This is a genomic window from Chryseobacterium sp. MYb328, from assembly GCF_037572595.1.
Taxonomy (GTDB): domain Bacteria; phylum Bacteroidota; class Bacteroidia; order Flavobacteriales; family Weeksellaceae; genus Chryseobacterium; species Chryseobacterium pennae.
On record NZ_JBBGZQ010000025.1, the window covers coordinates 19,769 to 36,239 of the forward strand.

Genomic DNA, 16,471 nt, shown 5'->3' on the forward strand with positions numbered 1-16,471 from the left:
ACTTGAAAAAAATGAGAAAAATAACAACATTTATCGCATTAGCAGCGCTTAGTTTTACCAGTATTGGCTGTGATAGATTTTTAGATATACAGCCGGAAGGTAAAGTAGTTCCTGTAAACGCTGAGGATTACAGAAAGGTACTTACATCCGCTTATTCAAGATATCCGACTCACAAATCTTTAGTGGCATTGCGTACAGATGAGCTTAGTCTGGATGAAAATGCCAGTGGGTTTGCTTACAATCGTGAACTTGCGATGTGGAAAGATACCGGTTATGATTCAAACACGACAGAATTTCCTTGGGTAGGATTCTATTCCGTGATCTTTTACATGAACCAGATCATCAATGAAGGAAGTAAGACCATGACGGATTCTCCTGTGAAGCAGCAAATATTGGCGGAAGCATATGCATTACGTGCCTATTCTTATTTTGATTTGATTAATTTATATGGTAAGCAATACAATGCTGCTACTGCATCCACTGATAAAGGAGTACCACTTAGTTTAGAAATTGATGTAGAAGCTGTACTGAAGCCTTCTACTGTACAGCAGGTATATGATCAGGTACATTCTGATATTGCAAAAGCTGAGGTATTGATGCAGGAACAACAGCAGTCAGCAGGAATTAATTACAGATTTTCCAAAATTTCTTTAAAGGCTTTACAGGCAAGAATGGCATTGTACCAGGGAGATTGGAACAGAGCTTTAGATTATTCACAGCAGGTGCTTACAATCAAAGATGGATTGAGTGATTTAAATGCAACCAATGTAGCTCCTCACCATTATGCTTCTGTAGAATCAATCCTTGCCTTAGAAAAAGCGTTTGACGGTTCTGTAAAGAATAATTTATCTTTTGCTGCTCCTGAGTTGATTTCAGCATATAATAAAACAACGGATAAGAGATTTGGACTTTATTTTGAAAAAGCTCCAGACCGTTATAATATAATTAAAAAAGGAGATTCAGACTTTAAAGTAACCTTCAGAACATCTGAAATGTATTTTATCAAATCTGAAGCATTATTAAAGTTGAATAGGCTTGATGAAGCAAAAGAGACTTTATTAAAAGTATTAAAAAACAGATATACTCCTGAAGGATATACATCAGTTCAAAATGATGCAGCTTCAATGAATACTACAGATTTCATGAATTTTATTCTGGATGAAAGGTTTAGAGAATTTGCTGTGGAAGGTCATCGTTGGTTTGATTTAAGAAGAGCAAATCAGAAAAAGATTACTCATAAGCTAGGAGGAAAGGATTTTATTCTTGAGCAGAATGATCCGAGATATACTATTGCATATCCACAAAGTGCAAAGAAGAATAATCCTAATTTATAACACTTCATATTAACAACCCTTGAAACCGTTAGAACTTAATCGTTCTAGCGGTTTTTTTGTACTTTTGCATTTATGAAAATTGCCATTATAGAAGATGAATTGCTGGCTGTTAATTATCTGAAAGATCTTTTAGATAAACAAAACATAGTTCCTGTCACGGAAACAGTGGTTCTTCGTTCCAAAAAAAAGGCAATAGACTTTTTTGAAAACGATGCTGCCGATCTTATTTTTATGGATATTCATCTTGGTGACGGGATGAGCCTGGAGATCTTTGAACAGGTAGAACTTTTTGCTCCCATTATCTTTATTACGGCATTTGATGAGTATGCTATTCGGGTTTTCAAACATTTCACGATAGATTATGTACTGAAACCTTTTGAAGAAGAAGATCTTCATCAGGCATTACAGAAATTTGTTTCCATCAGAAATAATTTTGATCCTGAACCTTTATTGAAATCCATTTCCACATTACGTCAGGGAGAAGATACTGAGGTGATGAAACGCTTTATGGTAAGAGAAGGAAATAAGTTGAGATCTGTAGATGAGCAGAATACAGCCTACTTCTTTGCTTCGGGAAAATATCTTTTCCTTACCACAATGGATAATCAGACCTATATTTATGATGATACCATCAAAGACATTATTCAAAAACTAAATCCACAGGTTTTCTTTAAAGTGAACCGTAAGTTTATCATCAATAAAGAGGCGATTACAGAAATCATCAAACATTCAAGTCAGAAAGTAGAATTACAGCTCTCTCCTAAACCTGAAGTAAGTGATGAGGTGTTTATCAGTAAAATGCAGATCACGGAGTGTCTGAACTGGTTGAAAAATCAGTAAAAGGCTGGAAGCTTGATGCTGGAAGAGGGAAGTACTTGTAGTTAAAATATATCATTAAGTTTTTTTTGAATTTCCATACTTGTTATTGGTTAAGCCGAATCTTCGATTTCTGACAAAGGAATAATCTCGCCATCTCATTTCCAGATTACCCTCGCTGGATTATATAGTTTTTTTATTAACCACATAAGAATCATATAGCTTTATCAATGATGAAATTGCTCATCATAGCTCATAAATAAAGTATTATGATGATTTTTAACCTCCCACAGATTTTTGCGGATACGAAAATCAGAGATTTTCTAAAACTTATGTGTACTTCTTATACTCAATGTTTTTAACTTAAACTTACTTAAGTGTTTAAAGTCTTTTGTGACTTTTGTGGTTATTTTTTTAGTTGAAAAGATGCTGGATGTTGGAGGTACCTGTAGTCAGTATATCTGATTAAGTTTTTTTTATTTGCACTTTGTCACCCTTGTAGCGTTATATGTATTTTTAATGAACTAAATAGAATATAGCTCCAAGTTCATCAAAAGACAAGTAAACATTCATAATAGAACAGTAACTTCCATCATCCCTCTTCCAGCTTCCCATCCTTCCCCTATTCATTTTTTTCGTATTTTCCATGCTAAAACTAATTGTTTAAACTCAGGACTATGAAAATATACTTGTTTCTTACTGTAATGCTTTCGGGAGCCGTATTTTCACAAAAGATACAATTGAAAAAAGATAAGATTTTATTCAATGAAAAGGAAGTGGGAATTCTGAAATCGCCTTACAGAGATCACTTTGAGTTTTATAACCTGGCGAATGAGAAGGTTTTTGATGCCGATTTAAAAGGAGTGACCTTAGCAAAAGAGCAGTTTCTTTATTATCTCGATATGAAATCTACAGATGGGAAAACCACTCAGATTCCTTATGAAGTATTGGTTACCTCATTTAAGGTAGATAGAATTGTAGCTTATCAATTGGCAGTAAAATATCACCTTTTCAATGAAAACGGTTTTGATAAAACAGAATTGGAAAAGTTCTTTAGCACCTCAAGAGAAAATCTGGGTGACAAATATCTGGCTGCAAAAACCAATAGTATTGCAGAAGATAATGCAAGAAAAAGCAGGTTGGATAATATCAGAAGTCTTTATAACCCTAGAATGGGATCCAATGGAGAAATTTTGATCAATAGCGGAGGTTATCAATCTAAAATTATTGGATATTCAAGAGCGTTTAATTGTGTAGGATTCAATAATACCGGCTCATGTCTGGAAGTAAGTGATCTGGATGGTGTGAAGGTGGCCTCTATGTATCAGACCAATCAGGGATTAAAGACGTATTTGGTAAGAACTTTTGATAATAATGAATTTACCTTTACAGCCACAAGACCTTATGCACCTTCAGATTATGCGTTTATCAATGAATTTGTAGCTAATCTTTTTATTGAAGGTTACACTCTTGAACATCAGGCTTACTATAAAAATCAGGAACTTCATCAGGCAAAAATGAATGATGCAGTGAACCGTAGCATCAATTTATATGACGTTCCGGGATATTTGGTTGAGAAATCAGGGAAAAAAACAGAAGGAGCAATGACCATCTGGTTTGAAATGCTGGATCCGGAAAAAACCGGACAAAAATTACCTCAGGACGGAGCTGACAGGTTTGGTCAACAGGTAACTTTAAAGAAAAAACTTCCAGGTATGAACAGTATGGCTACCAAAGTGTATGATGCCGACTCAGGAGTCCATTTCTGTGTTTCTCCGAATGGAAACGAAGAATGTTACTACGGATTGGATGTAAAAGGAGAGCTCATGAAAAAGCTTCAGAATTATGGAAGCATGCATGGAAATAATGCCTATTTCTACAGGCTGATTGCCAAAGAAAATAAAATAATGTTACTGCGGGATCCTGTTGAACACTGGAAATATGTAATCAAAACAGATCTGCAGCCTAAAGGACAAATGCTGGACAACAGATCCAATGATAAGCTTTCCGAAAAGCTGGCAGACTATCTTAAAGACTGTAAGTCTGTTGCTGATCAGCTGAAAAATGAAAGTCTTGATCTTAAGAATGAGGAAAATCTGATCAGAATTATTTCAGATTACAGTAAGTGTAAAAAATAGAGATCAATGAAGATATATCCTCATGAACTATAACAAATATTATAACGAATTCTTCGAAGAAATCACAGAACAGGAAGCTGGTCAATTGGATCACTTTTATATCAGCTATTTCGTAGATGGAAGAATCAAAAAAACTGATCATATCAGTCCTAACTATTTCATGGGGGAATATTATCTGGATGCCACAGAGAATCTTCAGGAAAAGATACAGGAATTATGCATAGAAGGTGGTCACAGATGGGTGTTCTATACTCAGGAATCTGCTGCATTTGGTTATACTTTATGGAATTCGGAGGATATTGGAGAGAAAGGGAATCTTAAATTTAAAGGGAAACAGGTACTTGATTCAAAAAACAGAGAGATTTTCAATTGTTCAATAGATATCTCTAATGGTCAAATGGAGGAAGCTACAAAGAAATATTATAACAGTGATGATATTCTTCTTTTGACTATAGATTATGATTCTCAAAACAAACTGGTTTATGCTTATGATAAGCAAGATACCTGGGGATTGGATGGCGGCTGGCCAATGGATAAGGAGGAATTGATTATTGTGGACGCTCGTATAGGAGCTTTTCCGTGGGATGAACACCCTTATTTTCACTCGGCGGTTCCTTTTTTACCGGAGTCGGATTGTATTTAACCTGAAATATGAACAGTTCTGCAAAATCTGAAAATTACAGTTCAATTCTGAGTAGGAATAAATAAAAAAATAATGGGTATACTGGAAAATTATAATATAAGCTTTACCAATAAAATAATAATCTTTGATTCTGGTGAGAAAATTAATGTAAAGATGGCTATTCATAATGTTGGTGATGATTTTTTGGGATATTTTTTAAACCATTTTAAATCCCTTTCAGACATTGATGAGATTATTGGAGATGTTGATTTTATACTGTCTGAAGGAGAATATGATCCGGAATATTGTCTTGAAATTTATCTGGTTAGTTTAACAGTTAGATATACCAATACAACTGCACTTTTTTTAGATGAGAAAGATAACTTTATCCAGGAAGTTTCATTCAGTGATTATAAAGCTATTTTATTGCTTTGGAAATATTTTCTTTAAATACAGCATTTAGATTTAAAATGCAAGTGTATGAATGTCTTTTTATATATGTAATTCTATGAAAACAATAATATGAACCATAAAATTGTGAGTGCAAATAATTTATAAACATTTACAGGAATTGAGACTTTAATTGCATTGTGCATTTAATTAAATACGGAAAGGTTTTTAAAAATAATATGATGAGTATCAGAAAACAAGTACCATTGGAAATTCCTACATTAGATTTAAAACAAATTTTAATGGCATGGACAGAATATTTTGAAATAAATGATATCCAGGATATGGGGCTTGCATAGTGGATTATAATCGAGTAGACAAAACAACTTTGAAATTAATAGCAGAAAAAATAATGAATAATAATATAGCAGATCAGTACAATCTCACTTTTGAAGATAAAGTACAGGACTGGGGAATAAAAGGGAAGAGCGTCAATAAAATTGTAAGTACAAACAATCAATATTTAGCCATTTTTCTGAACAGCTGGAACTCTGCAGAACAGATCAATGCCTCGTTGTTACCGGATATTAATGATGCATTGAACAATCCGGATGAAGAAATTGATAGTGATTCTGCGACGGTAGATATCATTATGCACAGGAATGAGGTCGATTTTTATGATGATGTTAAAGGATATGTAAGTAGTATTCCATTGCAGGATTTTAAAAAAATTGTTACAGAATGGAGGAATTTCCTGAAGACAACTCCATCAGGTGCAGCTAAAGTGCGTCAGATTTTTAACTGTCTTTGAATATGAAATTTTCTACGGATATTAGATGTTTTTACGAAATACTTTACTCCTAAAAAAGATATCTGGATATATATAATGAATCAAATTCTCACTGATATCTATGAATCAAATTTCAAAATATTAACTTGTTAATGAATTATGGCAAGAGATTCAAAATGTAACGGAACAATAAGTATTCATCCTACAACGAATAAAAAACTAATGAAATGAGCGCAAAAATGATTTTTTTTACCACTGCCTATGATGAAGAATTTCTTACTGAAGAAGAAGCACAGGAGATAGGGAACTATAGAAAACATATATGGATCAATAATGCTTTAAAAAAAGAAGAAGCCTATAGAGAAAATCAGCTTTGGGGTGGAGTTTATTATTTATCACCTGAAGAGAATGTTACAGAGGTATTGATCGCATTGGGGCAAAATCTGAATTGGACCATTAAAGATAATAAACAGGTTATGAATAGTTATACAGTTTGGGATTGTAAAAGTTATGATAATCTGGTACAGAAGGCCACTTATACAAGAATTGTTTCAGATGCTGAAGAAAATGAAATAGCCTTTATAACTTATGATAGTTTTACCCTCCAGGCAACAACAGGTCTTAAGATATATCATTACGGAAATAAACCTATTCCTTGGGGATCTTCAGGAAATCTGTTTGAAGAAGATTCTGAAATTCATTTCAGGTTTGATGAAAATGGAGAACTCGAAAGTATTTTTACAACGGATATAATGTTTGGAAATGATCCCATCTATAGACCAAGTTCCTTCTTTAAGGTAGCAGGGAATTTCTTTGAGGAAATGGGAGGGTCTGATGATGAATTATACTACTATACTCATATAGAGCCTCTTGTTCCCAATTTTTAAATGAAAACAGTAACCATAAAATCAAAACGTAACCTAAAAAACAATAAAAATAAAGTATGAGAATACTAATAAAAAATAAAGTAAATACATTAATAGCTTTATCTCTATTGCCACTGTTATTCTCCTGTAGTTCATTGGATAATGATGAATACAAGATTTTAAATTTAACAATAAGTAAAATTGTCTTTAAAGAATTAGATCCAAGGGCTATATCAGATACGGCAACCAAATATAAGATAAGCGGCCCTGAGGCTATATCGATTATAGACAGCTATAGGAAAAAAGAGAAATATACTTTCACAATGTCTGACACACTTGTTCCTGTGAACATTCCAAAAGATAACTGGGATGCTCTTCATCAGAGCTATTATTTTAATGAGATTGAAAATAGATCAGACAAGGCTGTTCCGATCGACTTTAGCAAGGTAGAATATCCTGAAAATCTTAAAAAAGTGGCGAAAGCAGTCAAGAATGAGAATTATGTAGGACATTATACATTCCATAGAGTTTTGTTCGACAAAAGCAGAGAAAGAGCCTATATTCAGATTGATCTTCCCGAAGAACAAGTAAGGTTTGGGACTATTGGGCTGAGATTAAAGAAAAAAAATGGAAACTGGGAATTTGAAAAGTAGCTTACCAGCCTATTCATCTATTCAATATTACTGAACATTTCAAAAGTTAAACACTGTGAAAATTGAAATTTTAACTTATTTAAGAGACAATCCGGCAGCTTACCCAGAGAATAAGGAATATGAAGGCAGAATACAACCAATGTCTTTCTCTGAAATTCAAGACCATGAAATGATCTATAATAATGGAAAACCTTTTCCTAAAGCATTACGGGAGCTTTTATTTCTGGCTGGGAAATACTGTTATGTGTTGGAACATAATATTCTTGAAATTAATGAATTTCAGGAAGATCCCAGAGAATGGATGGAAGAGAATAATAAAGCAATTAACCACCCGTTCTATGTAATTGAAATCTGTGATTTTGCAGAATCTTTCTTATTTGTTCATCTTGATGAAGGGGATGATCCTATAGTTCGGCATGCTGAATTGTATTGCGAAGAATACAATGCTTCTTTTATTTCGTGCTTATGCAGATTATCTGCTTTTATAAATCATAGGATTGATATGAAGAAGAAGTATCGTGATCCATTTTAATCCATTTTTAGCACAGTTTTAATGATGAACTTAAAAAACTTTACCCTTATCGGTCACCAAATAAGTTTTAATAATCCATATTACGCCAATCTGGAAAATTTATTGAATAACGATTTTAAAACTACCTCAGTTGTAACCCAATTTTTAACCGAACTGATAAACCTGATTGAAAATTGGGAAGATATAGCGGTTAGAGAAGCATTTATAGAAAAAGAAGGCGGTTATTGGGATTGGAAGGACCTTCTGGATTTTAAGGTAACAGGAAACTGGTTTACATTTTTCAAATTTGAAGATCTCGGAGGTTATATTAATGTTGATACCAAAACTTTTTATCTTGAAAACTCTCTACTTCCTAACGAAGCTGTTATTGATATGCCATTGGAAGAGTTTATAGAAGTTTTACAACAATGGAAGCATATTTTAAGCGAATAATTATCCAATAATTTCACTTTACTGATTACATGGATGCATGGCCTATCGCTTCATCAGCTATTTACCATAAACCTTAGCCCCCTTAAAATAAAACATCTGAATATTTTTCTTTGCGTTTTCATAAAAATGACTTCCAAAAAACAGAACTGTTTCTGGAAAATTATACTTTAATTCAGAGAAATGAAATATCAGTTCACTTTTTTCTCCTCGGTTTCATGAAGCTTTTGCTGATCCCTGGGTATCACACATAATCTTCTATAGGTCTGTTTTTCAGATTGCTTGTAACGAATGTGAGAGCCTGTGGGGAGTAGACTGGTATAATGAGCCCCCAGCAACAGCCGGAAATGTGGTTGATAAATCTGTTAGAAAATCGAAAAAAAATATAATACGTCAAGTTTTGACGTTAGCGGCCTATACTTTTGTGTCAGAATTAAACAACAAGCTATAATGATGATACCACTTTTTATGAACATGATATTCACCTATCCGAAAATCAAAGATCATAACAAAGGACTGTAAACTTTTCATTTTTTTTAATTACAAAATATAACACGTCAAGTTTTGGCGTCAGCCTGAAATAGCTTTGCTTAAGAATCAAACACCAAATCACAAAATAGTAATCATCCATGGATAAACCAAGTGAAAACAGAATAAAAAATCTCCATCCATTGGTAAGGAAAGAAGTCACACAGATTGTAAAAGAGTGTGATGAAGCCCTTACCGGGAGAGCAAAAGTAAGAATTACCCAGGGATTAAGATCCTTTAAAGAACAAGATGCATTATATGCGCAGGGAAGAACAAAAGCCGGAAAGAAAGTCACCAATGCCAAAGCCGGTCAAAGTATTCACAATTACGGATTAGCGGTAGATATCTGCCTGATTATCGACGGAAAAATAGCAAGTTGGGACACTGCGAAAGACTGGGATAATGATGGCGTAGCCGACTGGTACGAATGTGTAAAGATCTTTGCCAGACATGGCTGGGAATGGGGCGGAAACTGGAAAACATTCAAAGACCTGTCTCACTTTGAGCGCAGATTTATCTGGAAAGGAGAGCGTAAGATCAACGCAACCTGGAGAAACTTACAGAATTTACCAAAAGATAAAGACGGATATGTAATTTTCACCCAATAATCCTAGGATTATTTCACAGTGAAAATCAATACTACAATCAACCGGAATGATTGTACAGGAAGGGTTTTGTCTTTACCGGAAAAAAATAAAACGCTTCTTATTGAACACTTGTTGCAACCTAAAAAACTCTGAATAAAAAAATTATTGAAGCCGCTAAGATGCATGAAGAAAAATCACATCAAATTTTTAGGAAAACACTCTTTAAAAAATAACCAGGCTCATTATTCTTACAGCATTCATTAACCTTAAGGGTTCAGATACTTTTCAGGTTTTATAAGACCTATCATTACTCCGTCTTATCTTTTATTAACACCAAAAATTACAAAAATGCCACAAAATATTCCATCGGGAAGCTTATCAACAGCTCCCGACAGCAAAGGGCTTAACGTACGGCCTGATCTTCTGCCGGAGTCTTTCTTCTTTCTGGAGAAAGGGCAGACATTCAGTCAGGACACGAACGGGAAATTTGGAGCCAATGGAACTGTATTCAGGACCACCTCCAAAGTAAGCCTTAACGGTACCGGCAAAATATATACTATTTGCCAGGGACAGGTATTTTTACAACCTTGTGGAGGAGATTCCACTAAAGTAAATGCGATCCTGAAGCCTTTTAATCAGCCGGTTAAAGGACTTGCGATCAAATATATCGTATACAGAGGCCTGAACAGATCAGATTTCTTTGAAGGAGATCTTATCAAATCAACAGCTACAACTGGTTTTGTAGACGTCATCAAAAAAGAGTTTACGGGTCTTTATAATATGCTGGGGATTACTGTCCCTCCGTTTACTGCTCAGCATATTGGGTTTCCAGTAGGGAATTCTCAGTCAGCAGATGACCTTATTGATGATTATTTCCTTAAGATTTCTAAAGTTCAGACTACCGGAACTACCACTACTGAGGTAGACTCCAAAAAAGCTTTTGAGCTGCCGATGATCCCAAGAGGAACGCATCTTGGAAATGCTACAGGAAGTGTAGGAATTGATATCGTACTGAATGAAGGAGATTACACGGTAGCCAATGATCCAAACCCTTTTAAACTAAATCTGGCTTTTGCCCGAAGTGCTGACCACGTCTTAGATCAGGCTATTGGGAATACACCTTTTAAAAAGAAACTGATTAAGGAAACCGCTACTCAGTTCTTAGATATTGCAGCCTTTTATGGCTTACATACGCAGGGAAAAGGGAAGGTTCATATGAGTGATAATTCTGTGTTGCAAACGACAGAAGAAATTGCCGGTCAGATTTCAGGCTTTAAAACAGCTGACACAACCTATCTGTACATCCAGGGAAGCAGACAGAGATCCTACAATTTCTATGGAAATCAGAATCTGGAAGGAGGTACCCATAATATTAAAATCGGACCAACAGCTGATAACCTTTCCTTAGAACAGTTTGAAGCAGGCTGGCCGGTAAAAGAGCTGGTGGCACAGCCATTATTAGTCATTCAGTTGACTACCGATAACAATGATGCCGCTGCGATGTATGTAAAACAAGGTGTTCTACATGCAGATACTCCTAATGAAGATTATTTTATCAGAGGAAAAAACTTGCTTCAGGAAGAGGGAAATGGAGTAGATACCAATTTTACCAAACCTATTACCTTCAGTTTAAGTAAAACAAGTGCCAATAAAACGGTTGCTTCGTTTGTGCAGCTGATTTATGAAGGGAAAACCGTGAAAATTACTTCTGAAACTCCTGGCCCAAATCCGGGTGATCCTGTTGTAAGCACAGCTTACGATTTGAAAGATATTGATGACATCTTCGGATTGATTAATGTGACTCCGAAAGTTCAGTCTAAAGGTGGAAATGAGCTTACCTATGTTATCGATCAGAATTTATTATTGATTGATTTTGAAAATAAAGCAGGCGGAAAAGACATTGCAACCGTGACTACCAAGAAAGTAGAGGATGTGATCATGAAAAATGATACGGAAAGTTTGAAGAGAGTTACTTATGAAACGCTGTTGAATAATATTAGACAGAATGTAGGAGCATTTTTTGAAAGTAGAGCTGCTTATCAGGATAATTCTAACAGCGGCACAGTTTCCTATAGTGATAAGATAAATAATTTTTACACTCCTGAAAAACCATATTATTTACAGCCTGTTGCTTATACTGATAATGAGGCAAAAAGAGTAACCAGTTTGTCTTTACATCTCGAAGATGGTAGTGTTTCAAGTAAAAAAATATTAGGGATTACATTTACTGAAAACTCTTTGTTTATTCCATTAATTAATCAGCAACAAATTAACAATCCTAAATTCTATTTTAGGAATTTATTAGAAGATCCTAATGCAAGTTATACTTCTCAGGAACAAAGAGTATATAAGAAGTATTCTTTGTCAGTTATTGGAGAAGATCAGGCAGGTGAATTAATTATAGTAGCGCCAACACAACAAGTATATGTTTATACATTTGATAATGTAACATTTACTTCGGACGAATACGCAAAATGGATGCCTTCTTCTTACGATTTTTCAGGAGCATCAGAAAACATGAAATTACCACAGATATGAGTACAGCATTTTTAACGCCTAAGGGGCAAGTAATAAAAAGTAGTGGTATAGATAGATTAGGAAAACAAAATGCTACATATTCTTTGACAAATATGCGATTTGATGCAGAAGGGCAAATAGTCGAGTTTACTGTCAATGATGCAGTACCTAATCTGGAAAACAGTTATATATTTACTGGAAGAAATCATTATTATTTAGATTCACAAAGAAAAGAGGGAAGGCAAGGTTTTCTAAAAAAATCTTACTTTATAAAATTAAAGAATAATCCCATCAAAGTTTATCAAGAGCTACATAATATAAATACCATAGATTCGGTTTGGTTTGATAATCATTTGGAGCTAGGATCTACAGGTGACATTTTTCAGATAGGAAGACTTATTTTTGATGATAATCTTAGTACCTATTATACTTTTTTAGATCAATCCTTTAAAATGGGAGATGATACTATCCAGTATAATGATTATACTACCTATCCTACTATAGTAAATGGAGATTTGCAAAGTCCGAAATATAATGTCAGAACAGTTTCTCTTAAATCAAGATTAAATACAGAAGAAGGCCATTTTTTTGAAAAGAATTTCAATAAAATAAGAACTTCAACAAATCTTCAATTGTCGGCAAAAAAAGTACTTTACATGAAGATGATGAATATTTGTTTTGCAATTTATTGGATTAGACAAGAAGTATTGGATATCCTTGCAATGGATCCTATTGCGAGTATTGAAGAAGCTTCCAAAAATGGAACAATTGACCAGAAAATAGGACAAGAATATAAATTTCAAGAGATTGATCGGGTTATAGGGCATTTATTAAGAGACTGGGGATTTGCTGGTTTAGATAATACAAGAGAACTTATTCCTATTCCTCAAAATGATTATTTCTATGATGGATATTATGAAGCTTTTTCTAACTATAGTTCAGCACTGGATAATTTTTATCATAATTTAAGAGAGAAGAATGAAGATGGATTATTTCCGCTTAATCCGCCGCCATCCAATTACTCTTTTATGTATCCTTCACCTTACTATTTGGGTTATCATAATTCATTTACAATTCCATTACAAGGGGCAGCATTACTTAAGTGGAGAAGTGATGAAAGGTTGAAAGTATTAAAAAGTATATTACCTCCTTCAGCATTGTCATTACTCCCTTATTCAATCAGAGAGGGACTTATCAAGGATTTTATAAAGAATCCTGTATTTTCGCAAGAAGATGAAGATCAGTGTCTGAGAATTATGTCTTCTTTTTATTCTGTACCGGAAGATGGGGAATCGTTTCTCAATTTTCTTTTACAGATAGGTAATGATAATCTTAGTAATTTTGAGATCCTGGAAAAGAAATTCAGTGTAGGAAGAATAATGAGAATTGCACCTATTATTGGGTTCTTTTTACAAAAAAAAGATTACAGGACAAACTATATTTTCTTGATATACAAACTATGGAAAAGATCTAAATACAATATGTACTACTTCTCCAACAGTATGAATCCTGAAAATAATATTAATACACAGTCATTCTTTCTAACCCCTGGGCAGGGATTGGATTATTATAATGATGCCGTTGATAATAGGATTAGTAATCTTACTATTGAGTATGGGACTGTATGGCAGGGAAATAGTGAGCCTTATTCCAATCAGGAAGATATTAAGGTGGTAAGATCAATTGTAAGAAGTTATACAGATCCTATTATAAAGGGAATTATTCTGCAATCATCAATGTCTAATAATACATTTTATACCAGTTCAGATGGTGATGTTAAACCTGGAACGGTTGGTTTTCCTCAACCTTTAATTTTCCATCTTTATCAGCCTATAACTTTACATGGTTTAAAAATTGATGAAAAATTATCAGCTAACTTTCCTACTGTACCTTATATTCCAGCATTCTTATGGTATTATACGAGAGATTATCAGCTAATGAAAGAAATGGATGCCACACTCAATTTTGCTTTAGGGGTTGCATTCGATGTTGGTTTGTTTTTCATAAGTGGAGGAGTTGGTATTATTAAAAGCTTTAGCTATTTAAGGTATATTACTGTAATTGGTAGAGCTTTTAAAGCAGGTCAGGGAGCTGCATATACGGTGCTTGTATTAGAAGGAATGGGTTCAGCTGCTGAGATTTTTACTTTATTAAGCTCAACCTGTACACGATATTATGATTTTATGAAAGAAAAAGCTGATGCTGGAGAAGATACTACCAAGTATGAAGCCTTACATAAAATGTTCTTTTACTTGACTATATTAGGGGCTGGAGCATCCTTAGCAATGAAGAGTTTAGCTATAAACCAAGCTAAACTAGTGAAAGGAGCATCTTATTTTGATAGCCTTCCATTAGAAGTAAGAAATTCTGTAAATAGTTTAGCAGGTGTTGAAGTTGCTCAAATTGAAAACTTCCGCCAAAATAGAATTGGAGCTCATCAGGAAATTACATCAAAATTTGACCTTTGGGGAGAAGGAAAGAAGAATGTGTTTTTTGATGACTTTAAAAATGCTCCGGATGATGTTTTGCTTCAAATGAATAATGCAGACGTAATTGCAAACTGGGATAAATTATATACAGCAAATATTATTGATAGAAATCTAATTGAGGTTATTAAAGATAATGTTAGAACAAATAATATTATTAACTTTTATCAATCTTACAAAACGAGACAAGCACTTTCTGCGCTGAGTACTCAAAAAAGATTGAAATTTCTAGATGAATTTGAAACAGCTTCTATTACTCAGATAAATGAAATTAAAGGTAACATATACTTTGTTGATTCTTGGAAACAGCTTAGATTTGAACCGAATCTAATAGATGAGTTTAAAGCATGTAGTATAGCTGATAAGATTGAACTTTGTAATAAGTTTGGTAGATTAGAAAAAAAACTTTTTGATGGCTTTAGAAGAAATTCTGGTAAAATAACTGAATATATTAGTAAAAATGCTGCAAGTAGGAAATTATTAGAAGATAATAAAAACTTCTGGTTAAGTAATAACTATAGATATGAATATATAGACTCGTTTAAAGATGATATTCTAGATGCTGTAGATGTATTTAAAGATAATGATTTATTTTTAAATGTAGTAAATAAAGTAAAGGCAGAGAAGTTATTAAATGAAACGGCTAAATTTCAAAAAGGAAATATTATAGAAATGCCAATGCGAATTTATTTAAAAGATAGATTAGATGTGAATGAAGAATTAATGTTTAGTGTAGATATTGTATTTAGAAAAGCAGATAATTCAAGAGTTTTAAAACGTGAAATGTTGGATATTGATGGATTATTAATCGATAAGACTTCAAATAAAATAAAGGTTCCATATAGTGCAAAGATGGATGTAAAAAAATCTTTTAAAGGTAAAGGTTCAACTGCATATACAGACGCACAGAAATTAGAGTTTTTTAGGAATTTACCAATTAATATAGATGAGGCAAAGCAGTTTATAATTGGGCAAAAGCAAAATGTATGGGGACAAGTAAAAAAAGGAAATATGCTTTCACAGATTCATTATATAGAAATACGATATATAGATGTGAATAATGCTGAACAGTTTATGTCACTACAACAATTTAAACAGAAATTGCAACCTACTCCGTATGTTGTAGGTGATTTTACTGAGATAAATCCTAATACATTTGGTACCACTAGAGAAGACTTAATAGAAAGTTTATATTACAGAATAATAACTGATTAAAATTAATAATTATGACAGACATACGATATGAAATAGATAACCTTGATACAGTCTTGAGAGCTGAAGATATATCTGTTTTTCTTTTTTATGCAAAGAATATAAATGATAATATTGCATCAAAGCTTTTTTTTTCATTAAGAAAGAAGACGATGTACGAATTATTAAATGATATTAATACAAATCTAGATCCATCTGAAGATTTACCTGCTTACTTTAACACATCATTTTTGCAGGATGGGATTTCTTTTATAACTACTGTTCTTATTCCTTCAATGCAAAATGAAACTGTAGATATGTGGGGGAAATATGGAGGATTTGCTTCTTTAAAAGCACAGATAAATAATAATACAGCTAATAATTGGAGTTCAGAATTATGTATATTATCTGATTATGTACCAGAAAGTATGGAATACTATATTGATATTGCTAGTGAAATTAAGATGCTTTTACAGCGATCTTTAAGTTTGAACACCCCAATGTTGGTGAGTTATTTCGATTAAATTATAATAATATTTTCACAAAAATATTAAATGTATAAATATTATTCGAGTGGTGTCATGTGTTTTTA

At 33.4% G+C, this 16,471-nt stretch carries 14 protein-coding genes; all 14 read left to right on the forward strand.

Annotation, left to right across the window (positions count from 1 at the left end; all coding sequences use genetic code 11):
- Positions 1-11: 11 nt before the first annotated feature.
- The 14 genes from WH267_RS20440 to WH267_RS20505 all read left to right on the forward strand — a co-directional run bounded on the left by WH267_RS20440 (position 12) and on the right by WH267_RS20505 (position 16,403).
- Positions 12-1,334, forward strand: coding sequence for a RagB/SusD family nutrient uptake outer membrane protein (locus WH267_RS20440; RefSeq protein WP_340010640.1), 1,323 nt, complete (start codon positions 12-14; stop codon positions 1,332-1,334).
- 72 nt (positions 1,335-1,406) lie between these two features.
- Complete coding sequence (locus WH267_RS20445) at positions 1,407-2,174, forward strand: LytR/AlgR family response regulator transcription factor (protein ID WP_340010642.1); 768 nt, start codon at positions 1,407-1,409, stop codon at positions 2,172-2,174.
- Positions 2,175-2,827: 653 nt separating this feature from the next.
- On the forward strand, positions 2,828-4,288 hold the full coding sequence (locus tag WH267_RS20450) for a hypothetical protein (protein ID WP_340010644.1): 1,461 nt from the start codon (positions 2,828-2,830) through the stop codon (positions 4,286-4,288).
- 22 nt (positions 4,289-4,310) lie between these two features.
- Entirely contained in the window at positions 4,311-4,931 is a 621-nt protein-coding gene (locus tag WH267_RS20455) for a hypothetical protein (RefSeq protein ID WP_340010645.1), read from the forward strand.
- A 72-nt stretch (positions 4,932-5,003) separates the two neighbouring features.
- The gene (locus tag WH267_RS20460; RefSeq protein WP_340010646.1) at positions 5,004-5,360 is read left to right on the forward strand and encodes a hypothetical protein; all 357 of its coding nucleotides are present in this window, start codon (positions 5,004-5,006) and stop codon (positions 5,358-5,360) included.
- 352 nt (positions 5,361-5,712) lie between these two features.
- The gene (locus WH267_RS20465; protein ID WP_340010648.1) at positions 5,713-6,111 is read left to right on the forward strand and encodes a hypothetical protein; all 399 of its coding nucleotides are present in this window, start codon (positions 5,713-5,715) and stop codon (positions 6,109-6,111) included.
- A 206-nt stretch (positions 6,112-6,317) separates the two neighbouring features.
- Positions 6,318-6,977 (forward strand): hypothetical protein, encoded by a 660-nt coding sequence (locus WH267_RS20470; protein ID WP_340010649.1) that lies wholly within the window; start codon positions 6,318-6,320, stop codon positions 6,975-6,977.
- Between the two features lie 56 nt (positions 6,978-7,033).
- Entirely contained in the window at positions 7,034-7,609 is a 576-nt protein-coding gene (locus WH267_RS20475; protein WP_340010651.1) for a hypothetical protein, read from the forward strand.
- Between the two features lie 55 nt (positions 7,610-7,664).
- Positions 7,665-8,141 carry a hypothetical protein gene (locus tag WH267_RS20480; protein ID WP_340010653.1) on the forward strand — a complete coding sequence of 159 codons (477 nt, stop codon included), beginning with the start codon at positions 7,665-7,667 and terminating at the stop codon, positions 8,139-8,141.
- Between the two features lie 21 nt (positions 8,142-8,162).
- Positions 8,163-8,573 carry a hypothetical protein gene (locus tag WH267_RS20485; RefSeq protein ID WP_340010655.1) on the forward strand — a complete coding sequence of 137 codons (411 nt, stop codon included), beginning with the start codon at positions 8,163-8,165 and terminating at the stop codon, positions 8,571-8,573.
- Between the two features lie 626 nt (positions 8,574-9,199).
- A complete protein-coding gene (locus WH267_RS20490) occupies positions 9,200-9,706 on the forward strand; it encodes a M15 family metallopeptidase (protein ID WP_115969625.1) in 507 nt (168 codons plus the stop codon).
- Positions 9,707-10,033: 327 nt separating this feature from the next.
- The gene (locus WH267_RS20495; protein ID WP_340010657.1) at positions 10,034-12,223 is read left to right on the forward strand and encodes a hypothetical protein; all 2,190 of its coding nucleotides are present in this window, start codon (positions 10,034-10,036) and stop codon (positions 12,221-12,223) included.
- The gene (locus tag WH267_RS20500) at positions 12,220-15,903 is read left to right on the forward strand and encodes a hypothetical protein (protein ID WP_340010658.1); all 3,684 of its coding nucleotides are present in this window, start codon (positions 12,220-12,222) and stop codon (positions 15,901-15,903) included. The genes WH267_RS20495 and WH267_RS20500 overlap by 4 nt, the downstream gene beginning before the upstream one ends.
- A gap of 11 nt (positions 15,904-15,914) precedes the next feature.
- Complete coding sequence (locus WH267_RS20505) at positions 15,915-16,403, forward strand: hypothetical protein (RefSeq protein ID WP_115969631.1); 489 nt, start codon at positions 15,915-15,917, stop codon at positions 16,401-16,403.
- The last annotated feature ends 68 nt before the right edge of the window (positions 16,404-16,471 follow it).